Source organism: Nitrosomonas sp. (assembly GCF_020852615.1).
In the GTDB taxonomy this organism is placed as follows: domain Bacteria; phylum Pseudomonadota; class Gammaproteobacteria; order Burkholderiales; family Nitrosomonadaceae; genus Nitrosomonas.
The window spans coordinates 1-22,534 of the sequence record NZ_JADZAJ010000024.1; the positions used below are offsets into that span (position 1 = coordinate 1).

Below are 22,534 nucleotides of genomic sequence, written 5' to 3' on the forward strand. Positions count from 1 at the left end.
CATGCATTGCCAGATAATGCCGGGCGGCGCGTATCAGTTTAAGCTGCTTGGCGGTGGTGATGCTGGCGGCTGCGCCACCAAACCGGTTGCCGGAACGCATCCGGACTTCAACGAATACCACCGTGTTGCCTTCCTGCATGATCAGGTCGATTTCACCGAAGCGGCAGCGGTAGTTGCTTTCCAGCAACGTCAGTTTCTGCTGCTGGAGGAAGATTGCTGCCCGCTGCTCGGCATCGCTGCCTTTGTTGCCTGCGGATGACATGGGTGTATTTGTCGTTATTGGCAAAAGATGCTGGATTACTTCATCCTTTCAGGATTCGCAAAGATGGCTTTTTTACGGTTATGCGCCACATTCGGAAGAATCCATTTTTTATCCATGTGCTCTCATCTTTTCCCCGGTTTGCACCTGCCACAGGTTGGTGTACAGACCGTTTTGTGACAGGAGAGCTTCGTGTGTGCCGGTTTCCACGATTTCACCCTTGTCCAGTACATAAATACAGTGGGCGTTACGGATGGTGGACAGGCGGTGGGCAATCACAATGGTGGTACGGCCAACGGTAATGTGTTCCAGAGAACGCTGGATGGCGGCTTCTGTTTCGTTGTCCACTGCGGAAGTGGCTTCATCGAGCACCAGCACCGGCGGATTCTTGAGAACAGCGCGAGCAATCGAGATGCGCTGCCGCTGGCCGCCGGAGAGTTTCTGCCCGCGTTCTCCCACGATGGTCTGATAACCATCGGGCAGTTCCATGATGAAATCATGTGCTTCGGCTGCTTTGGCTGCGGCAATGACAGCTTCCATACCGGCGTCAAACGTGCCATACGCGATATTTTCATACACCGTGCCGTGGAACAGGTAAACATCCTGACTGACCAGTCCGATGGATTTGCGCAGATCATGCAAGCGCAGGTCATGAATATCATGGCCATCCAGCAGGATGCGGCCCCGTTGCGGTTCGTAAAAACGCAGCAGCAGTTTAACGATCGTACTTTTGCCGCTGCCGGTGGCGCCGACCAGCGCAATCGTTTGCCCGGCATGAACAGTCAGGGAGAGATGGTTCAGTGTTGAGGCGCGCCGCTCATAGTTGAAGCTGACATCATCAAAGACGATTTCACCGCTGACCCGTTCAGTCACCAGCGTTTGCGGCCCGTCCACAATGGTCGGCTCAGCCTGCAGTAAATCCAGCACACGATGGGTGGAAGCCATTGCGCGCTGGAACAGATCCAGTGTTTCTCCCAGACGGGTAAGTGGCCACAGCAGACGTTGTGTCATGAATACCAGAATACTGTATGCACCAACATTGAGTTCGCCGCCGGCAGCCATTAACCCCGCTGCAACCATAATGGCGCTGAAACCGAGTGCGATCACCATGCGGATGATGGGGACGAATGCAGCACTTAACGAGATGGCATGCTGGTTCTTTTCCAGATAAATCCGGCTCTCACGTTCAATCTGGCCAAGTTCATGCTGTTCGGCGGTATAGCTTTTGATAGTGGCAATTCCACCCAGATTATTGGACAGGTAGCTGTTCAGGATACTGACCTGTTCGCGCATGGCGAGGTAGCGCGGGGCAATGCGCTTCTGGAACAGCCATGAACCGGCAACGACAAATGGCATGGGCAGTAACGCCATCCATGCCACACCCGGGGTCAGGTAGATGAACATGCCACCCACGGTAATGACGGTGGTGAGCAGCTGGATGAGATCATTCGCTCCCACATCCAGAAACCGCTCCAGCTGGTTGATGTCATCGTTCAGGATGGCCATCATTCCCCCGGTGCTGCGTGCCTCAAAATAGGCCAGTTCCAGTTTCTGGACGTGGTTGTAGGCATCCAGGCGCAGCGTATGCTGGATGCTCTGTGCCAGGTTGCGCCAGCAGAGCTTGAGCAGATACTCCCAGATGGATTCAAACCCCCAGACGATAAACGTGATTGCGGCCAGTATCCACAGCTGGGTGGAGACATCCGGGTACCCCAGCCGGGCGAATACGGAAGATTTCTGGTTGACGACAATATCCACCGCCATACCGATCAGGACAGGCGGGGCCAGATCGAACAGTTTGTTGAGAATCGAAAATAGTGTGGCGAGCCAGATGCGGCCGCGAAAAGCACTGCCGTAGTGCAGCAGGCGAACCAGCGGAGAGGTTGAGTGACTGGACATGGGATCGGGTTGGCTGATATTCAAATGGATTGATGGAAAAGTGGACTGATGGAATCAGGTGCTGCGGCAGATTGTCTGTTGTTTTGTTTGTCGCTTTATTTGCTGACCTATCCTTCCATCGGCAGCATCCGGTACATTGGAAAAGCGGGATAACTGCCGTATAGTGCGGCCACGCCCACCGGCAAATAACAGAACTCATGTTTCATCATCAGAATATGCCAGCTGCTGCAGGAATAGCCAAAGGAACATTATATGTGGTTGGCACACCCATCGGGAATTTGCGCGACATTACCCTGCGTGCGCTGGAAGTGTTGTCGGCAGTTGACTGCATCGCAGCTGAACACGTCCAGCACGCACAAAAACTGCTGGCCGGACATACACTGCCCGCCACATCCCGCATCTTGCCGCTGCATCAGCATAATGAAGGCAATGCGGCAGAGAAAATCATCGGGCTGTTACGAAGCGGCAAATCAGTGGCACTGATTTCCGATGCCGGCACGCCGGCCATTTCTGATCCGGGCGCCTTGCTGGTGCAGCAGGTGCTGGCACAACATTTTCCGGTTGTGCCGGTTCCCGGCGCCAGTGCGGCATTATGTGCCTTATCCGCTTCCGGGCTGATTGCGCCGCATTTTTTCTTTTATGGATTTTTACCGGCAAAAAGCGGGGAGCGTCAGCGCAAGCTGGCCGGTTTGAAAACGCTATACGCCTGTATCCTGGTTTTTTATGAAGCACCGCATCGCATTCTCGAAAGTGTGGCAGACATGGTTGCCGTATTGGGTGCTACCCGTGAAATCACGTTCGCCCGTGAACTGACCAAGCTATTCGAGACGATTCATACCTGTGCGCTGGGAGAGGCACCGGACTGGCTGCAGGCCGATGAAAACCGGCAGAGAGGCGAGTTCGTTTTACTGCTGGCGCCGGCCGAAGAACCGGACCAGGAAGACATCAGTCCGCAGGCCGTGCATACCTTATCTGTTCTGCAGCGGGAGCTGCCTCTGAAACAGGCCGCACAATTGACTGCAGAGATTACCGGTGAAAGCAGAAAAAAACTGTATGCCCGGGCACTGGAACAAAAGACAGAAATATGACAGTTTCAGTTATCGTCTTTGGAACGCCTGTGGCGTAAAGCATCCAGCCAGACCTGGGAGTTTTTGCTGCTGTGAGATTCCGGCGGAAAATTGGTGTTTATTTTTTGATCAGTGAGGAAAACAGGGTTGAACGATACAACAGGCAAACTGACACTTACCCGTCCGGATGACTGGCACCTGCATTTGCGTGACGGCGATGCGATGCGATCGGTGTTACCGGACACCGCCCGGCGTTTTGCGCGCGCTATCATCATGCCGAATCTCAAGCCGCCCGTTGTGACGACTGAACAGGCGGCTGCCTATCACGCCCGTATTCTGTCTGCTTTGCCGGATGAGCTGGCCGGGCGGTTCGTGCCGCTGATGACGCTGTACCTGACGGATTCCACTACACCTGAAGAAATCACTCGGGCAAAAGAAAGCGGCCTGGTGCAGGCAGTAAAACTTTATCCTGCCGGGGCAACGACACACTCCGATGCGGGTGTGACAGACATTGCCCGCTGTGAAGCCGCGCTGGAACAAATGGAAAAGCTTGATATACCGCTGCTGGTGCATGGAGAAGTGGTTGATCCCGCAGTGGATATTTTCGACCGGGAAAAAATTTTCATAGACCGGGTAATGATTCCGCTGCTGCAGCGTTTTTCGGGATTGCGCGTTGTTTTTGAACATATTACAACCCGCGATGCGGTTGCATTTGTGCAGTCCGCACCCGGCCGGGTGGCTGCCACGATCACGGCGCACCACCTGATGCTGAACCGCAATGCCTTATTTGCCGGAGGCCTGAACCCGCATCATTACTGTTTACCGGTACTGAAACGGGAGATTCACCGTCAGGCACTGCTGGAAGCAGCGACCAGTGGTCATGCGCGCTTTTTCCTCGGGACTGACAGTGCACCACATCCGGTTAAAGATAAAGAATCAGCCTGTGGTTGCGCGGGTATTTACAGTGCCCATGCCGCTATCGAATGCTATGCCGAGGTATTTGAACAGGCAGGCAGACTGGATCAGCTTGAAGCATTTGCCAGTTTTCATGGCCCGGATTTTTACCACCTGCCACGCAACACCGGCCAAATCACACTGATAAAAGAAAGCTGGCGGGTACCGGAACAGGTTGAACTGGGTGAAGACAGGCTGATACCGCTCAGGGCAGGGGAGCAGGTTGGCTGGAAGCTGATGGAATGCCCTCCCGGTCAGAGAGTCGTCAGACCCGGCTGAGGTAAGGAGGCAAGTACGCAACCGGCTGATCCTGCTGTCACACGCCCCGAGCTTCTTTTGCCGTCAGGAATGGCAACAGTTGCCGGATATACGGTGCAGTGTATTTCTGTCTGTATGCTGCATTTCCCTGCCGCCGATGGCTGCGAGCTTTAATACAAGCGTTTGCTCATAACTGAACGATCCATCATCATTCAGAGTGAATGATCCGCTGAAATCTCTGAGCTCCGCACGCGCTGACAGATATTTGTTCTGCAAAATGCCGTAATTCGGATCACCCGGGGTTGCCTTGAAATGAAGTACCCTGTCGCGTGCCTTGGCATCACCGCCAGCGATCATGGCGATCCCGCGGCCGAAGACTACAACACGCATGATCTGGCCAGTAGCCTTTTCCCACAGCAGATAACCGACTTCGTCGTGGAACGGATCCATAGCCTCTTCGCCATGGCGCCACGCGGTCATTTTGTAATTGAGCCCTTCGAGTGACTGTTTACCGTTTTCTGTTTTGGGAATCGGGTGGAACCAGGCTTTCTCAAAATAACCGGTCTTTCCCGTTTGGTCATCGGCATTGTGGTATGACACGTCAACACCTGTGTTGCCTTCCCATTCACCGACCAGCCAGGTGAGTGGCCCGAGTCTTTGCGGGCCGAGAATTTCATCCATGGCAAACTCTCCTTATGTGGTTGTCAAGAGATTTACACTATACGCAGGCATAAGTCTGAATACAATTTTCATAAGGCATGACAAAAACAGGGGATAAATCAGGTTTACGGGCTGTCCTCTACCCGGATGAAAGTCAGGAAAGTGCCAGATGGCGGTCACCTGGAAACAAATCCAGCCGGCGTGGTTTGATAAACACCTGATCTCCTTTCGCCAGTCGCAACTCACGAAAGCGCGCCTTGCTGATTTCGGCGTAAATATTATCTGCGCTCTGATTGTCTTGGCCTGCCAGTTCCAGCCGTACGATCGGGCCGATGGCAAGAATATGGACAATACGGGCAGCCAGGGCAGGTTCACCGTTTAATGTCCGGTTGACCTCAATGTCATGTGGCCGCACATAGGCGATGGCATTGAGATCTTCGGCTTCCGGGTACTCCGGGGCGTCAACTTCGAGATCGCCGATCCATGCATGGCCCTGATGCACACGCCCGTGGAACAGATTGACGTGCCCGAGAAATTCATACACGAACGGATTGGCCGGTTTTTCATACACTTCATCGGGGGTGCCAATCTGTTCGATACAGCCCCGATTCATGACCACAATCCGGTCTGCCACTTCCAGGGCTTCTTCCTGATCATGTGTCACGAAGATACTGGTCATATGCATGTCATCATGCAACTTGCGCAGCCAGGCACGCAGCTCCTTGCGCACCTTGGCATCCAGCGCACCGAAAGGCTCATCCAGTAACAGCACACCGGGTTCGACTGCCAGTGCCCGTGCCAGTGCGATGCGCTGGCGCTGCCCTCCGGAAAGCTGGTGCGGATAACGGTCTGCCAGCCAGTCGAGTTGCACCAGTTGCAGCAGTTCGGTCACGCGCTGATGAATTTCCCGGTTGCCGGGGCGCTGTTTTCCGGGGCGGACACGTAAGCCGAAAGCCACATTATCGAAAATAGTCATATTGCGAAAAAGGGCATAATGCTGAAAGACAAACCCAACGTGCCGGTCACGAATGTGTTTGTCGGTCGAATCTTCCTGATTAAACAGCACCTGCCCGGAATCGGCTGTTTCAAGGCCGGCTATGACCCGCAGCAGTGTGGTTTTACCGGATCCGGAAGGGCCCAGCAGCGCGAGCAATTCTCCCGGTCTGACTTTCAGATTGATGTTGTTCAGGGCGGTGAAAGCGCCAAACTGCCTGGAAAGATTGCGTATTTCGATAGTCATGAATGGTTTCCTCTGGAGGCTTGTTGTGCCACCTTGGCTTCAACCAGTGTTTTCAGTGCCAGCGTAACCAGTGCAAGTAACGCCAGCAGGGAAGCCACTGCAAAAGCGGCAACAAAGTTGTATTCGTTGTAAAGAATTTCGACGTGCAGGGAAAGGGTGTTGGTCAGGCCGCGAATGTGCCCGGAAACGACCGAGACAGCGCCAAATTCACCCATTGCTCTGGCGTTGCAGAGAATGGTGCCGTACAGCAATCCCCATTTAATGTTGGGAAGGGTGACGTACCACAGTGTCTGCCAGCCACTTGCGCCCAGAATGATGGCAGCTTCTTCCTCCTCGCTTCCCTGTGCCTGCATCAGTGGAATCAGCTCACGTGCAATGAACGGCACAGTGACAAAAATTGTTGCCAGAACGATGCCGGGTACGGCAAAGATGACGGAAAGATCGTGTTCACGCAGCCACGGGCCTGCCCAGCCCTGCAGACCGAATATCAGTACGTAAATTAATCCGGCGACAACAGGAGAGACAGAGAATGGCAGATCGATCAGGGAAGTGAGGATACTTTTGCCGCGGAACTCGAATTTGGCAATCGTCCAGGCGGCTGCAATACCGAATAGCAGGTTGAGCGGTATGGCGATGGCAGCTGCGATCAGGGTCAGGCGGATGGCGGCGAGAGCATCGGGTTCAGTGATGGCGACAAAATAAACTTCCCATCCTTTTCTCAGTGCCTCAAAGAAAACTGCCACCAGGGGCAGTAAAAGAAAAAGCGACAGGAAGGAGAGGGCCAGCAGGATGAGTATCCGGCGTACCTGCGGTGATTCCTGCGTCACCACCTTGTGCGGTGCCGGAGAGGTCTGGGATAACGGGATGGCAGTCATGGTTTTCCTTTATGCTTTGGTGCTGCGACGGCGCACCTGCCATTGCAGCAGGTTGATGATCAGCAGAAGAATGAATGAAATCACCAGCATGACGACAGCAATGGCCGTTGCACCGGCGTAATCATATTGTTCGAGTTTGGTGATGATGAGTAATGGCGTGATTTCCGAGACCATTGGAATATTGCCGGCGATAAAAATGACGGAGCCGTATTCGCCGATGGCACGGGCAAAGGCCAGCGCAAAACCGGTGGTCAGTGCGGGCAGCACTGCCGGAAAAATAATGTACCGGAAAGTCTGCCAGCGCGTTGCGCCCAGCATGGCGGCAGCTTCTTCCAGTTCTTTCTCGATGTCTTCCAGTACCGGTTGAACGGTGCGAACGACGAATGGCAATCCGATGAATGTCAGCGCAACGAAAACACCAGCGGGAGTGAAGGCCACCCTGATTCCCAGCGGTTCCAGATACTGGCCGAGCCAGCCGTTTCCGGCATAGATCGCGGTGAGCGTAATGCCGGCCACGGAAGTGGGTAATGCAAATGGCAGATCGATCAGGGCATCGACCAGGCGCTTGCCCGGAAACGGGTAACGTACCAGCACCCAGGCGACCAGTAATCCGAACCATGCATTGACCGTTGCGGCTGCCAGTGAGGCGCCGAATGTCAGCCGGTAGGAGGCGACGACCCGGGGCGCAGTTACCGTGTTCCAGAATTCCGGCCAGGTCAGTTGTGCGGTGTGAATAAAGGCTGCTGATAACGGGATCAGCACGATCAGGCTAAGATAAAGCAGCGTAAAGCCAAGTGCCAGGTTGAAGCCGGGTAAAACAGAGTGGCGCTTGCCAGAGTGATGCTTGCCGGAATGATACTTATGATTACTCAAAATTCAGATTCCCTGATGATCCGGTCGGTCCGGTTACTGATATTCATAAATTTTGTCGAACAGGCCGCCATCGCTGAAATGAATGTGCTGTGCCAGTTGCCAGTTGCCTGCCACTTCATTGACGGTAAACAGATTGACTGTCGGAAACTGATGAGCGTATTTCCTGGCGATTTCCGGATCACTCGGCCGGTAGAAGTTGCGTACCGCAATTTCCTGTCCTGCTTTGCTGTACAGATGTTCGAGGTAAGCCCGGGCAATGTTACGCACGCCATGCTTGTCGGCATTTTTATCAACGATGGTGACAGGGGGTTCAGCAAGAATGCTGATCGAGGGGATGATGATTTCGAATTTCTCCTGGCCATATTCCCTGAGTGCCAGGAATGCTTCGTTTTCCCATGAAATCAGAACATCCCCTATGCCGCGCTGGATGAAATTGATGGTTGATCCGCGTGCCCCTGAATCGAGTATCGGGACGTTTCTGTAAAGCCGGGTGAGGAACGCCTGTGCTTTTGCTTCATCACCCTCATATTTTTTCAGGGCAAAACCCCACGCCGCCAGATAATTCCAGCGTGCGCCACCTGATGTTTTCGGATTGGGGGTGATGACGGCAACACCGGGTTTAATCAGGTCGTCCCAGTCCCTGATTCCTTTGGGATTATCTTTGCGTACCAGCAGGACGATCGTCGAGAGATAGGGTGAACTGTTGTTGGGCAGGTGCTGCTGCCAGTCGGCCGGAATCAGGCCGGACTGTTTGCTGATTGCATCGATGTCGTGAGCAAGGGCGAGTGTCACTACATCTGCAGGTATGCCGTCGATAACCGCGCGTGCCTGCTTGCCGGAACCGCCATGAGACTGCCTGACCGTGATTTTTTCACCGGTTTTTTCCTGCCAGTGACGGATAAATTCGCGGTTGTATTCCTCATACAGCTCGCGTGTCGGGTCATAGGAAACGTTGAGTATCGTCTGTTCGGCCAGAGCATGGCGGGTGCATACCAGGCCCAGGATCAGCAATCCGGCTGTCAATCCTGTATTGAATTTCATCTGATTTCCCTAATGGATAAGCTGATGTTATTTGAATGCGCTGACAGCGACTTCTATATAGAAAAAATCCGTACCGGCAGTGGTATCTCCCAGTTCCGCCAGCTGCCGGTTTTTTACGAATCCGCCGTTGAACCAGTGCGAATAGCCCAGTGTGGTACTGATATGGGGTGTCAGCTTGTAACGGGCACGAATATCGGCAGAATGTCCGAGAAAACCGCCGCTGCTGCCGCTGCGATCACGGTTGTATTGGCTGCTGTTGAGCAGGTTGTTGAAACGATCAGTTTTACTGGCGAGCCAGAAGCCGTTATAGCCGCCATCAATTTGTAAATCCGGATGTGGCTGGAACTCTGCCTTTATTTTGGGTGCCTGGATGTTTTCCATGATGATGTTGTCATCAGCTGACCAGGGGCGTGCAAAACCGAAAAATCGTTCAAAGCGGTTGTTTGTGTTGTCATTTGGATTGCGGTCTCCGCTTGCGTAGCCATAAAAAACACTGATGCGCGGTTTCCAGGCGATTTGTCGAAAGGTATAGCCGAATTCGAGCAGATAGGCATGTGCCGATTTTTTCTGTCCGCCGTCGCGGCCAAACTGATAAATGGCACCAAGATCAAAATCCACTTCAGTGTCGGGCACAACACCGTAGGCCCGTATGGCGGGAGAGTGGATTTCACGTTTAATTCGGGTTCCACCATCGCCATCCTGCATTAATCCCATGTAATAGGGCTGCAGGGTGATTATTTTCGACCATTGGCGAAAATGTCCGATTACGCCGTAAAACCACTGGCCTTTGTCGCGCCGATCAAATTTGTCTGTCAGTCTTATGACCGGCTGCACGCCCCATGCATCCAGTTCCCAATCATTCGATTCCCGGCCGAAGGTAATGCGGAAACCTTCAAAATTATTGGTGGTGTTGCGCCACTGATTACTGGCCAGTAAGCGCCGATCCAGTGTTTCCCAGGCCATGCGGCCGGCCCGGATCCTGACAGGACGGTAATTGCCCGGGTCGTCACGCCCCAGCGCATCTCTGAAATAGAGTTCACCATAGGTCTGGATCAGTTCGAATTCATTCCAGTCGCGGTTATCTTTAGGGAATTTACCGTTATAGCGGCGTGCGTCTTCAAATTCGACAGCGAAACGCAGGGGATCCAGGATTTCTTTGATGCCCAGATAAGCCCGTGTCCGGAGTAAAACAGGGTCATCCGTGGTAATGCGAGAGCGCCGGATATCATTGTGACGATGTTCATAGCGTACGCGGTAATCCAGCCCGGCATCCAGCCAGTCAAGACTGCTGAAAGCACCGATCCCCGTTTTGGAGAGAGTACGCACATAACGGGGCGGGTCGGATTCCGGCTGAGTGCTGTAACTGCGGGCGGACTGATAGAAATCTGGCGGTATCGTTTCCCGTACTGCCTGATTGCTCCCGGTTGCTGTGAAACTTTCTTTCGCGTAAATCATGCTGGTCTGTAACAGAAATAGGATCAGGTAAAGCCATGCCTGTGTCGGGTGCTTCATTGATATCCTCGTGCCGGAAAGAAGTTATCTGGGGATTCTCTGAAAAACGATCGGTGTGGACCACTGCGTTAAAAACAGCCTCAAAATACTTGTTTATTATCTGTAAACTGCGTTCTGTTGCCTGTTTTTATCCGCTTTTTTCTTTGTGCCAGCTGTCTCGTTAACGTTTTTCAGAGAATCCCGGGTTTTCCCGGTCGGGTGATCGCAAGGTTTTCAGCAGTAATAAAATAAAGCGTGTTCCTGCTGTGATTGCTGTTTCAATATTGCCCGTGCGAATGCAGAGAAGATACCAACAATTATTTATCATTAAAAATAATAAATAATGATTTCTTTATTTATATTTTGTATATAAAGAAAATTATCCGATGGTTTGCCGCGCTTTGCCTGCATTACCGGTTTTTATCTGTTTTTTCTCTGGATGGCGGTCCCACCAGCGTTTTTTGGAGGATTTCCGGCAAAATGAGACAATTCCGGTAACACGCCTTTATTTTTATCTCATTGCAAATAATTATGGTTATGACACTTTTTGATCCATTTGATCTTTCCGGTCTGTCACTTGCCAATCGTGTCGTCATGGCACCGCTTACCCGCAATCGCTCACCCGGGGCTGTTCCGCAACCCGCCACTGTGACCTATTACGCACAGCGTGCCAGTGCCGGACTGATTATTACGGAGGGGACGGCCATTTCTCCGCAAGGGCAGGGTTATGCAAATGTTCCGGGGCTTTACACCCGGGAGGCGCTGAATGGCTGGCGTGCTGTAACTCAGGCTGTACATGCCGGAGGTGGCAGAATTGTCGTGCAGTTGTGGCATGTTGGCAGGGTTTCACATAACAGCCTTCAGCCAGATGGCCAGGCTCCGGTGGCACCATCCGCTATTCAGGCGCAGAGCAAGACTTATCTGATTGATGCCGGCGGTCAGGGTGGTTTTGTGCCGGTTTCACTGCCGCGCGCACTGGAAATCAGCGAACTGCCCGGAATTGTTGAGGATTATCGTCGTGCTGCACGGGCAGCTATTACGGCCGGTTTTGATGGTGTCGAAATTCATGCTGCCAATGGCTATCTGATCGATCAGTTTCTGCGTTCAAATTCCAACCGGCGCAGTGACGATTATGGAGGCAGCATTGAAAATCGCGCGCGATTCCTGTTTGAAGTGGTCAGAGCAGTTTCTGATGAAATCGGTGCGGTGCGTACCGGTATCCGATTATCGCCCGTCACCCCCGCCAACGATATGTTCGACCCGGAGCCCCAGCTGCTGTTTGAATATGTGGTACGCGGCCTCGCAAGAGATGCGCTGTCCTACATTCATGTTATTGAAGGTGCCACTGGTGGCGCGCGTGATTATCAGCAGGGGAGTGCGCCATTCGACTATGCTGCCTTGAAGCAGGCTTACCGTGATGCCGGTGGCAAGGCTGCCTGGATGCTCAATAATGGCTACGATCCTGTGCGTGCCCGGCAAACAATCGAAACCGGTCAGGCAGATCTTGTTTCCTTTGGTCGCCTGTTTATCAGCAATCCGGATCTGGTTGAACGGTTGCGACTGAATGCACTGCTGACAGAACCTGACAGCAGCACCTTTTATGGTGGCGGTGAGCATGGTTATATCGATTATCCTTTCCTGCACTCCTCGAATAAACCGTTATAACAATGCTAATCGTGTTAGCACTCATGAACTATGAGTGCTAAAGTATGTCTATTACGCTTAATTACATGGAGTCCGTTTGACCTGGGGCTCATTCTGAATAATTAAAGGAGACAACCATGAGTGAGGTTATGACTTTGCCGGTGATAACAGGTGGAGATCTGGATGGTTATATCCGTGCAGCCGGCAGTTTCCCCATCTTATCCCGGGAAGAGGAGATTTCTCTGACTAAACGCATGCGGGAAGAGGGTGACATCAGTGCTGCGCACCAGCTGGTACTGTCCCATTTGCGTGTGGTAGTGACTGTTGCACGTGGCTATCTGGGATATGGGCTGCCGCATGCTGATCTGATTCAGGAAGGCAATATCGGCCTGATGAAGGCTGTCAGACGGTTTGATCCTGAACGGGGTGTCCGGCTGATTTCCTTTGCAATTCACTGGATCAGGGCGGAAATTCATGAATTCATTATGCGTAACTGGCGGCTGGTCAAGATTGCCACGACCAAACAGCAGAGAAAGCTTTTTTTCAATCTGCGCAGTATGAAGAAAGGACTGGATACAATGAGCCAGGCTGAAGTGGCTTCGATGGCAGAACAGCTGGGTGTCAAGGCTGCAGAAGTTGTCGAAATGGAAACACGTTTCAGCGGGCGGGATATTTCACTGGAACCGGTAACAGACAGTGATGAAGATGATTTCAGTCCGATCGCGTACCTGACTGATGGATCGGATCCATCCCGGGAACTGGAAAAAGAGCAACTGGAGCAGCTGACACATGCCAGACTGAAGCATTCACTGGATGGCCTGGACGAACGCAGCCGCCGTATTATCGAAGCTCGCTGGCTGCAGGAAGATAAAGCGGCTACGTTGCATGAACTGGCGGATGAGCTGGGTGTTTCGGCTGAGCGAGTGCGCCAGATTGAAGCCAAGGCGATGAAGAAAATGCGGGCGGAGATAGCGGTGTAATCATTGCAGGAACTGTTCTCAGACTGGCGGCCGTGTAATGCGGCCGTCAGTATTTCAAGTTTTTAAGTCTTCAAAGCGGTAATCCATTTCCTGTACAGACGGTCTGCAACTGATTGCAGTGCAGCAATGCGGTTGTTCAGGCTGGCCTGAATTTCTTCCGATGTGGCCACTGCGGGACCCCCCTGGTTTTGCAAGAGCTCGGCAGCATTTGCCTCGCACCATATTTCCACCATTTCACAAGTCATTTCAATATGGCATTGCAGGCCCAGATGTATTCCCTGCGCAAAAGCCTGATTGGGGCAGTAGGGGCTGGATAACAGCCGGGCTGCTTTTTCCGGGATGCTGAAAGTTTCTCCGTGCCAGTGAAAGGCTTCAAATTCCGTGAGGTCGCTGCCAAACCACGCATGGGCAACAGGCGAATTTTCTATATTGACCTGTCCCCATCCCAGTTCCCTGACCGGGTTGCCAGTGACTGTGCCACCCAGGGCGACTGATAACAGCTGCCCTCCCAGACAATGGCCCAGAACCGGAATATCGGCTGCCACCGCCCGTCTGATGAGCAATTTCACCTGGCTGATCCAGGGTAAATCGTCGTTTACACTCATGGGCCCTCCCATCAGTACCAGGCCACTGTAACTGTCCGGATTTTCCGGGGGAGATGCCCCTTCATCCAGGCAGATAAGCTGGCCGGGAATGTGATGGTGGTGGAGAAATGTGGCAAAATAGCCGGGCCCTTCGATCGGGAAAAACCTGAGAATTGCGACGGGTTTCATCGATAATATCCTTCCTGGAATAAGTGAACAGATTTCACTGCCCCCTTTCGGGTCTGCCGAATTGTTCAGTAGAACGTGGATTGTACGGCTTTCCGGTTTTTTACGGGAACGAGGTTGTATTACGATATGCCGGAATGAAATGACAGTCTGCTTCGCCGGTAAATGGCGAATTTTCCGGATTGACGCCTGGAAGGGCACTCCGTTTTTATTTCTCCTGCTTTGGTATCAAAATAGTGAAGGCATTAAAAAACCACGATTTCAATGATCTGGTTCGGCTGGAACAGCTGCGACATATCGAAACCGGACAGCCGCAGGCGCTTTCCTATGCGGGTATTGCGAGTATGGAAGCGTATCCGGCTTCAGGTTTCAGCTACCCGGCTTTTCTGGAAAGGCTGCTGGATCGCGCTCACCATCTGATTCATGATAATCACCTGGATGAAGTGCTCCGGCAGCCGGGGAAGCTGTTTGTGCGAACCGGCAGAGTTATCCTGCTGCTGGCGGCCATTCTCGGGGGGCTGGCTGCAGCTCATGCAACGGGCGAATCTTCCACATTGAATATTTACTGGCTGCTGGTTGTTCTGCTCGGGTTCAATTTCCTGTCAATGTTGCTGTGGTGTATCGGGATTTCCCTAAATATCCAGGGCTTGAGTTCAGGTATTGCGGCGCAACTGGTCTGCTGGCTGCCTTTTTATTTCAGGAAAAAGGAAACGGATTCTGTCAGCACCCTTGCCGCGCGTGCCTGGTGGGAAACCTGTCTGTCCGGCAGGGCGGGCAGGTGGCGGATCAGTGTGCTGACCCACCAGTTCTGGCTGGTTTATCTGCTGACCGGCATGGGTGTATTAATCCTGCTGATGCTGGCAAAGCAGTATGATTTTGTTTGGGGGACGACACTGCTGCCGGAGAACAGCCTGCCGGAACTGACCCGTTTGCTGGGGGTGCCAATGCAGCATATTGGCCTGATTGTGCCGGACAGCGGGCAGATTGTGGCCAGCCGGATCGGTGCAGGTGTGCAGGATTCAGCCATCCGAAGTGCCTGGGCCGGGTTTCTGGTGGGGGCACTGGTTGTCTATGGATTATTACCCCGGCTGATCCTGATCCTGTTGTCTTTCTGTATGCTGAAGCTGTCGGAGTACCGCTACAAACTGGATTTGTATCTGCCTTACTATGTCACGCTGCGACAGAGCCTGATAGCTAAAGAATTTGTAACCAGTGTGATCGACCGGGATCCGGGCATGGGAAAGGAACAGCCGGCGCTGGCCGCCCGCAGTGAACATAACCGCCCTTTCCCTGCAGATGCGCTGGTGATCGGTATTGAGCTGGATAATCATGCTGCCTGGCCGGAAGGGGTGGTGTGCCAGGAAAATGTGGCAGATCAGAAAACATTTATCCGTGTTTCAGATACGCTTAAAAAATCCAGGCATGCATTGCTTATTGGCGTGGCGGCACACCGGCTGCCTGATCGCGGGGTGCAGCGAATGATAAGCGAACTGGCAACACTGGCTTCCGGCCAGGTCTGGCTGATGCTGCTGCCAGGCAGTTCTGCGATCCCGGTTGCGGAATCACGCAAACAGGCCTGGTACCGTCTGGCACAGACTTGTGCGATTCCGGCCGAACATGTCCTTTCCTGATGACCATACATTCTGAAATGAAATCTGCCGGTACAGCGCCGGCACAGGGAACACCCCTGCTGGAGATAGCGGTTGTCGGCCATACCAATACCGGAAAGACGTCGCTGATTCGCACCCTGCTGCGCAGTACCCGTTTTGGCAGAGTTGAAGATGCTGCCGGGACAACCCGGCATGTTGAACGGGCGACTATTTTTGCCGGTAGTGAAGCGGTGCTGAATTTGCACGACACACCCGGAATCGAAGATGTCTATGCGCTGCAGGACAGGCTGCATGTGACTGCTGCCCGCAACAAACGCCTGACACCGGTTGAGCTGCTGGAAAAATTTGTGGCTGCAACACCACTTAATGATTCGCTGGAACAGGAAGCCAAAGTTATCCGGCAGGTATTGCGCAGCGATGTGCTGCTATATGTAATCGATGTGCGTGAACCGGTACTGGAAAAATATCTCATTGAAATCGAGACACTTGGCAAGGCGATGAAGCCCATGATCCCGGTCTTCAACTTTACCGCATCGCATCGGGCAGAACTGGATCTGTGGAGAAAAAAGCTGGCAGCGTTCAACATTTATGCCTCGCTTGAGCTGGATACCGTGGCATTTGCTTTTGAAGCAGAGAAACGCCTGTACCAGAAAATACAAAGCCTGCTGGAAGATCACTACACCCGCCTGCAGCGTCTGATCGACCATCGTGCCAGAGTCTGGAACCAGCTTTGTATGTCGGCTGCCCGGCGGATTGCAGGGTTAATCATCACTGCAGCATGCTACCGCGAGCATACGGGGCAGACTGGAAATACGGGAGGGGATACGCGGGATTTAGCGGAGGCTTCCTCTGCTGCAGCCAGGCTGCAGGATTTTGTTCGCCAGGCAGAGCAGCATTGTCTGGCTGATTTGCTGAAAATGTTCAATTTCACAGATAACGATATCGAACTGCAAAAAATACCGGTACAAAACGGTTACTGGCAGCTTGATCTGTTTGCACCCGGTGTGCTGAAAGCCTATGGTCTGGATGTTGGCAGTGCTGCTCTTAAAGGTGCTGCTGCCGGAGCGGGAATTGATCTGATGGTGGGGGGATTGAGCCTGGGGGCAGCCAGTATCCTGGGCGCCCTTGCCGGAACCGGCTGGTCTACCTTCAAGCGTTATGGCAGGGAAATCCAGGCAAAAATCAAAGGTACCCGCTGGTTATGCGCGGATGACACTACTCTGCAATTATTGTACCTGCGCCAGCATCAGCTGCTGGACAAACTGATGAACCGGGGACACGCCGCCTGTCATACCGATCAGGTGGGGCAGCCGCCGGAGCGTGGCGAGCTGCCGGAAGACTGGCAGCAGATTATTGATATGCTCAGGCAGAACCCGGCGTGGGGCGGATCATCAGCGCTTCACGATCACGATGCCCGGTATGGCTCAATCGAAAAAAGGCTGACGGATGCTTTGCTGAAGAGCCCGGCACTTTAGGTTCCGGCTGTAATCAGCCAGCCCTGAGCCTGCCGTCCAGGCATGCCGCGTGCCCCGGGGTGAAAGATATATTTGCAGGAAAGTCGTCCACAGCATGCATCCCATGCCATACCGTGCCATGCGAGAAAAGTTATCCCCGCCTTTTCCGAAAAATTATCACTGTACTGCTAACCAGGCACCCTGTCTGGTCGTTATCCAATCCCGGTTAACAAAATCCCTGCACTGATCAGGTGCGCCTGCAGTACCGAAATTTCTTTCGTTGTGTGAGTAATACGGGTGGTGTTTACCGAAATCAGCTTCGCCTGATCTGGAATCACGTAACCAGTCCACATAGCAGTCTGCACATCATCGCGCTGTAATAATATTGTTATTATTCAATCTGTTATATTCATTTTTTACTGAATTTCCCGGTATTTTTAGTTTTTGGCATGTTGCTTGCTTCTATCTGATGTGAAGGCAGCCGGATTAAACAGGTTGACCCTGCGAGAGCGGAATCCTGAACTCGTTAACGTATGTCTGCATGGCTGATATGAGTCATCAGACAAGGTTTTTGGGGAAATTAAAACATTGGAGGGCCAGATCATGTACGAGAACGAAAATATTTTTGAATTCGATCCGGAAATAAGTGGTTTTGAAGCTGAACAGTATGAAGGTGAGCAATTTGAGTATGGTGAAGCGGAGTGGGGTGAAGTCTTTAACGAAAATGAAGTGATGGAACTGGCTGCCGAACTTCTGGAAATCAGTAATGAAGCGGAACTGGATCAGTTTCTGGGCGGATTAATCAAGAAGGTCGGAGGAGCCATTGGCAAGGTGGTGAAATCCCCTATCGGCCGAGCTATAGGTGGGGTGATCAAAGGTGTTGCCAAAAAGGCGTTACCCATTGCAGGTGGTGCTTTAGGTGCCTATTTTGGTGGGCCGCTGGGAGCAAAGATTGGCAGCGGGCTTGCCTCTGCAGCTGGAGGTGCGCTTGGGCTTGAGCTGGAAACACTGAGTCAGGAAGATCGTGAATTCGAAGGTGGAAAACAGTTTATCCGCTTTGCTGCCAACACCGCCAGGAATGCCCTGTCGGCCCCTCCCTCCGGTGATCCGCGCAGTGCCGCACAAATGGCTGCAAATAAAGCTGCACAAATATATGTGCCCAATCTGACAGCGAGAGCGAGGACGGCCATGCCTGTGGTCGTGCCGGGCAAAGGGCAGGGAGGCAGGTGGATCCGGCGAGGCCGCAACATCATTATTCTCAATACCTGAATTATTCCTGAACGTATTTTTGAGGAGGATGACATCATGCATGACATTGATCGCACTACGCTGGAAGCCAATACCGATCTGGAAAATTACGAACACGATCAGTATGAATATGGGGAATCGGGTGAAGCAGAGTGGGGGGGCGAAACCGCTGTTTTTAGCGAGGTCGAAGCGATGGAGCTTGCAGCCGAGCTTCTGGAGATCAGCGATGAGGCAGAGCTGGATCAGTTCCTGGGGGATCTCATCAAAAAAGCGGGCCAGGTGGCCGGAAAATTTGTCAGATCGCCAGTCGGGCAGCAGCTGGGTGGGTTGCTGAAAGGAGCGGCCAAAAAGGCTTTGCCGATGGTGGGCAGCGCCATTGGCGGTTATTTTGGGGGGGCGGGTGGAGCCAAAATTGGCGGTCAGCTGGCTGCTAATGCCGGCAGGATTTTTGGCCTTGAACTGGAAGGGTTGAGTCATGAAGACCAGGAATATGAAGTTGCCAAAAGGTTTGTACAACTCGCCGGTGCTGCGGCAAAAAATGCAGCGTTAGCACCACGGGCAGTCAATCCCGCAACTGCCGCACAATCTGCGATAGCCACCGCTGCCCGGCAACTTGCGCCGGGTCTGATTCGCGGTACGCCAGCGATCGTCGCCGGTGCAGCCGGCAGTCCGTGTCCTTCCTGCGGACGGGGTGCTGTGAGCGGGCGCTGGATCCGGCGCGGAAACAAAATTATTCTGCTCGGAGCATAGCCTGCCATGGTTACCGCTTCCTATGCCACGTGGATGCTTGAGCAGGAGGCTCGTGCCCTGCTGACCAGACTGAAACGGGTCAAACCTTTTGCCCTGCACGAAACCATGTTGCCTGCCGCATCACTGTTACCGGCAGCACAAACCGGTATTGAGCGTTATCTGATGCGGGGGCGACAGGAATTAAGGAGGCTGATCCGGCGCTACATCGCATGGCTGCGCAGCCCGTCCGGCCGAAGGGCGGCACCCGCCCATGCACAGCGGTTGTTCTCGCTGCTGCGGCTGCGATTCAATACAGTGCTGACACAGTTTGATCTGTTTGACGATGCCCTCACGCAGCGCAGTGAAAATGAAGTCGGCGTCTGGCTTGCCGGCCTGGAAGCGGTTTCGGCGGATGCACTTGTCATTCCGGGGCATTACTACGAGGTACCGCCGATCATCTGTTATCTCGATCGCGGTATTGGTGCGGCAATTCGCCGTGTAAGGACACGACTGCCGGGTGGCGGTGAAAATCCGGTAGTAATGATTCGCATTCCCCGGGAACGTATGGTCGGTAGTGGCGTTGCTTCTTCCCTGATTCATGAAGTCGGTCATCAGTCTGCTGCACTGCTGAACTTGGTCAATTCCCTGCGGCCTGTTTTGCAGGGGATGAAACGGGGCAGCGGAGTGTACAACGTGGTCTGGTCACTATGGGAACGGTGGATTTCAGAGATCGTTGCGGATTTCTGGTCGATCGCCCGCATTGGTATTGCCGCCACACTCGGATTGATGGGTGTGGTCAGCCTGCCACGTGCCTTCGTATTTCGCCTGAGTCGGGATGACCCGCATCCGTCACCCTGGATTCGCGTCAAACTGGGTTGTGCAATCGGGCAGGCACTTTATCCCCATACGCAATGGCAGCATCTGGCTCAGCTATGGGAAGACTACTACCCGCTGGACGAATTGAATGCTGCACAGCGGCGCAATTATGAAATGCTTCAAGCGACATTGCCCGGCTTTGTGACACTGCTGGTCAATCATCGCCCGCAAAGCCTGCGTGGAGCGAGTCTGGCCGAAGCCTTACAGGTACAGAACCGCTCGCCGCAACAGCTTCAGACACTGTTCTCCATCTGGCAGCAGCAGCCTGCGAGGATGTATCAGGCTTCGCCGGTTCTGACTTTTGCCGTGATCGGCCAAGCACGTGCCGATGGACGCATGAGCCCGGAACAGGAAAGTGCCCTGCTGGGAAAGCTGCTCACCCACTGGGCATTGCGCAATACGTTGAAAGCAGCGGCAGATTGTTCTGCGAAGCCGCAGCAACCTAACCTTTTGCCGGCAGGTTACTGCCAGCAGAATCGTCCTGTTAACTATTCATTTAGGAGAATAACATGAACCTTTCAATAACCCTTAATGTGGGACCTGCCATATCAGGTAAAACAACAGGTATAGGAATTCTTTCCAACGCGAAAGTTGTTGTGACAAATACAAGCCAAATTAAGCAATCTGGAAAAACTGATAACAATGGGAAAGTGACTTTTGAGAATCTTGATGCAGGGTGTTACAAACTGACATTTCCAAATCTTCCGGCTGGATGGGACTTTACTGATTCTAACTTTGAGATTTCAATAGAAAATAAGGATGTGGAGGTAACTTATACAGTTAATAATAAAAATTTCAGCGGACTGGCTTTAGAGGCGATAGATGTTACAGGTTGTCCTACCACTCATATTACACAGGGCCAGGGTTTCTGGATAAGAGTTACTCTACCCAGTGGTATAACGGCGAAGACGGTAGATTGTTACGCATATAGGAATGGGGGAAAGCAGAGTTGTGCACAAAATCAGGGGAGTGTTCAAGAGAATGTATACGTAGCTCAGGTATTGGGGGTGACCGATACAGCTGGCCCTCTTATGATTGCTGCAAACGTGGGGTTAGTGACAGATCAAAATACTGAGGGAAGTGGTGAGTTTACAAATATTGTTCTCAGATTGACGAACACAATCAACGTTGATGAGAGTAAGCAAATTATTGGTGGGCAAGTCAATACTACTACTTCATTAACACGTACTGAGACCTCTTTCACAGAAGATACGGCGTTCTGGACTGCGATTCGCAACAGTACGGAGGCACTGTCGTTCAACAACTATTTCAGTTTTATGAATCAAATTTTCTGTGACCCGAAGGGGGATGGTACAGGTTCATGTAACAAATATAACGAATTATTAACAAAACGTTTTCTGCCCTTTACCGATTCTGATACGTATCGAGTTGTTAAAGTGGCTACCGAAGCTTTTGTGATGGTAAATTGCGGTGTTCTCGCTCAAAAAGATTGCAATGGTCTGTCAAAACAGCCATTTAATCCGGATCTGGACAACGCCTATCTCAGCAGGCGAGATTTACCAACTTCACAAAATTTAAGCGGGATATTTAATAGTCAATATTTGGTTGGGGTAAATGATAACAGGAATGTTCTCCCCTATCTCGCCGTTATTCGCCGCAAGTTGCCTGATATTCCAATAAACAGTATTGGAAATGAACAAGATAATTCGGGTCGTGATGCCGATGTGTGTTACGGGTTGTTACAAGAGAAGCTTGCCAATCCCTGTTTGCTGGAACTGATCTGGTCATACTGGCATGAGGAAGGCATGCTGGTGCAAACGTCCAATGCCATTACCCGGCGGTTCCAGAATGTGCGTTCATCCGACCGGGATCCGCTTGCCAGCATGGAAATGGATCCGCTGCGCCCGCTCAATAATCTGCTATGGGGTTACATTCAGGATGAGCAGCACCGCCTGACCGTTAACCGCCGTAATTACGAGTACGATCATCATTACGGGTTGCGGCTGGAAGGCAAAGCAGTACAGAATTTCCGGCCCGCCGATACACGTTCCAAGTTCCTTGAGGCTTTCCATCACCTGCTGAGGCTGTGTACCGTGTTCTACAAGCAGGATGACGATACCACTGTCAAGGCGGATGCTTTTCCGGTGCTCAACGCACTGAAGGAAGTGCATCTGATCCTGTCCCAGGGGGCGCACAACCAGTTTGGCGACCTGCCATCGACTGCCCGTATCGAAATGCTGATGCAGCAATGGATACTGGCCAGGCCCGAGTTCCGTGAACTGCTGCCGACACGGGTCATGGTGGCTTATCCCGAACCCTGGATGGATCGCGTTGATGCCATGAAGAAACTGCAGGGCTGGACCGATACCAGCGTGTTGCATTTCCGCAATCTGGGAATGTTTGGTGAGCAGCTGCTGCTTTCCGTCCGCTGGGGACATTGGAGCGACGAGTTTGAGCCCGTAAAGGCGCTTAACTGGGCGCGATTCTTCCGTCCGCAGATACAGGGTTATATCCACGCCTATCGCGCAGCGACAGGGGCTGATTTGTCAGCTGATCCAATCGTCAATGCCCGGGTTGATTCGACCCTGCCGTCGGTACTGTTGCAAAAACGCCTGGCGAGCCAGCAGCGGGCTGTTTGAGATGTA

Annotated in this window: 19 protein-coding genes and 1 pseudogene; 11 read left to right on the plus strand and 9 right to left on the minus strand. The window is 52.7% G+C overall.

All coding sequences use genetic code 11. The features are described 5' to 3' along the window. A partial coding sequence (locus IT527_RS05740; protein ID WP_292967629.1) for a YraN family protein occupies positions 1-262 on the minus strand: 262 nt, incomplete at its 3' end. A gap of 108 nt (positions 263-370) precedes the next feature. Then, entirely contained in the window at positions 371-2,158 is a 1,788-nt protein-coding gene (locus tag IT527_RS05745; protein WP_292967573.1) for an ABC transporter ATP-binding protein, read from the minus strand. A 215-nt stretch (positions 2,159-2,373) separates the two neighbouring features. Here IT527_RS05745 and rsmI point away from each other — a divergent pair, with 215 nt between their 5' ends. Together rsmI and pyrC are read left to right on the plus strand one after the other, a co-directional pair. Then, positions 2,374-3,246 carry a 16S rRNA (cytidine(1402)-2'-O)-methyltransferase gene (rsmI, locus tag IT527_RS05750; RefSeq protein ID WP_292967574.1) on the plus strand — a complete coding sequence of 291 codons (873 nt, stop codon included), beginning with the start codon at positions 2,374-2,376 and terminating at the stop codon, positions 3,244-3,246. Positions 3,247-3,372: 126 nt separating this feature from the next. Beyond that, positions 3,373-4,458, plus strand: coding sequence for a dihydroorotase (gene pyrC / locus IT527_RS05755; RefSeq protein ID WP_292967575.1), 1,086 nt, complete (start codon positions 3,373-3,375; stop codon positions 4,456-4,458). 63 nt (positions 4,459-4,521) lie between these two features. Here pyrC and IT527_RS05760 read toward each other — a convergent pair whose 3' ends face one another. From IT527_RS05760 to IT527_RS05785, 6 genes are all read right to left on the minus strand, one after another. Next, a complete protein-coding gene (locus tag IT527_RS05760; protein ID WP_292967576.1) occupies positions 4,522-5,118 on the minus strand; it encodes an FABP family protein in 597 nt (198 codons plus the stop codon). A 133-nt stretch (positions 5,119-5,251) separates the two neighbouring features. Beyond that, positions 5,252-6,337: a sulfate ABC transporter ATP-binding protein gene (locus IT527_RS05765; RefSeq protein ID WP_292967577.1), complete on the minus strand. Its 1,086-nt coding sequence runs from the start codon at positions 6,335-6,337 to the stop codon at positions 5,252-5,254. Then, on the minus strand, positions 6,334-7,212 hold the full coding sequence (gene cysW / locus IT527_RS05770; protein WP_292967578.1) for a sulfate ABC transporter permease subunit CysW: 879 nt from the start codon (positions 7,210-7,212) through the stop codon (positions 6,334-6,336). Before cysW ends, IT527_RS05765 begins: the two co-directional genes overlap by 4 nt. Before the next feature lie 9 nt (positions 7,213-7,221). Continuing rightward, positions 7,222-8,085, minus strand: a complete 864-nt coding sequence (gene cysT, locus IT527_RS05775; protein WP_292967579.1) for a sulfate ABC transporter permease subunit CysT — start codon at positions 8,083-8,085, stop codon at positions 7,222-7,224. A gap of 33 nt (positions 8,086-8,118) precedes the next feature. Then, positions 8,119-9,126 (minus strand): sulfate ABC transporter substrate-binding protein, encoded by a 1,008-nt coding sequence (locus IT527_RS05780; protein ID WP_292967580.1) that lies wholly within the window; start codon positions 9,124-9,126, stop codon positions 8,119-8,121. A 27-nt stretch (positions 9,127-9,153) separates the two neighbouring features. After that, positions 9,154-10,638 (minus strand): alginate export family protein, encoded by a 1,485-nt coding sequence (locus IT527_RS05785; protein WP_292967581.1) that lies wholly within the window; start codon positions 10,636-10,638, stop codon positions 9,154-9,156. Positions 10,639-11,148: 510 nt separating this feature from the next. Between IT527_RS05785 and IT527_RS05790 the strand changes: the two genes are divergently transcribed. Together IT527_RS05790 and rpoH are read left to right on the plus strand one after the other, a co-directional pair. Continuing rightward, complete coding sequence (locus IT527_RS05790) at positions 11,149-12,282, plus strand: alkene reductase (protein ID WP_292967582.1); 1,134 nt, start codon at positions 11,149-11,151, stop codon at positions 12,280-12,282. Positions 12,283-12,398: 116 nt separating this feature from the next. After that, on the plus strand, positions 12,399-13,241 hold the full coding sequence (gene rpoH / locus IT527_RS05795; protein WP_292967583.1) for an RNA polymerase sigma factor RpoH: 843 nt from the start codon (positions 12,399-12,401) through the stop codon (positions 13,239-13,241). Between the two features lie 62 nt (positions 13,242-13,303). Here the strand turns inward: rpoH and IT527_RS05800 are convergent, their stop codons facing one another. Then, positions 13,304-14,014, minus strand: coding sequence for a type 1 glutamine amidotransferase (locus IT527_RS05800; RefSeq protein ID WP_292967584.1), 711 nt, complete (start codon positions 14,012-14,014; stop codon positions 13,304-13,306). A gap of 233 nt (positions 14,015-14,247) precedes the next feature. Here IT527_RS05800 and IT527_RS05805 point away from each other — a divergent pair, with 233 nt between their 5' ends. The 7 genes and pseudogenes from IT527_RS05805 (at position 14,248) to IT527_RS05830 (ending at position 22,528) form a co-directional block, all read left to right on the plus strand. Then, positions 14,248-15,642 carry a DUF2868 domain-containing protein gene (locus tag IT527_RS05805; RefSeq protein ID WP_292967585.1) on the plus strand — a complete coding sequence of 465 codons (1,395 nt, stop codon included), beginning with the start codon at positions 14,248-14,250 and terminating at the stop codon, positions 15,640-15,642. Continuing rightward, positions 15,642-17,096: a DUF3482 domain-containing protein gene (locus tag IT527_RS05810; protein WP_292967586.1), complete on the plus strand. Its 1,455-nt coding sequence runs from the start codon at positions 15,642-15,644 to the stop codon at positions 17,094-17,096. The genes IT527_RS05805 and IT527_RS05810 overlap by 1 nt, the downstream gene beginning before the upstream one ends. A 582-nt stretch (positions 17,097-17,678) precedes the next feature. Continuing rightward, on the plus strand, positions 17,679-18,344 hold the full coding sequence (locus tag IT527_RS05815; protein WP_292967587.1) for a hypothetical protein: 666 nt from the start codon (positions 17,679-17,681) through the stop codon (positions 18,342-18,344). A 36-nt stretch (positions 18,345-18,380) separates the two neighbouring features. Next, entirely contained in the window at positions 18,381-19,073 is a 693-nt protein-coding gene (locus tag IT527_RS05820) for a hypothetical protein (protein ID WP_292967588.1), read from the plus strand. Between the two features lie 6 nt (positions 19,074-19,079). Further along, the gene (locus IT527_RS05825; RefSeq protein ID WP_292967589.1) at positions 19,080-20,441 is read left to right on the plus strand and encodes a hypothetical protein; all 1,362 of its coding nucleotides are present in this window, start codon (positions 19,080-19,082) and stop codon (positions 20,439-20,441) included. After that, positions 20,438-20,671: pseudogene (locus IT527_RS09720) on the plus strand (carboxypeptidase-like regulatory domain-containing protein); the annotation flags it as partial. The gene IT527_RS05825 and the pseudogene IT527_RS09720, both read left to right, overlap by 4 nt. Before the next feature lie 264 nt (positions 20,672-20,935). Then, positions 20,936-22,528, plus strand: coding sequence for a hypothetical protein (locus tag IT527_RS05830; RefSeq protein WP_292967590.1), 1,593 nt, complete (start codon positions 20,936-20,938; stop codon positions 22,526-22,528). Positions 22,529-22,534: the final 6 nt, after the last annotated feature.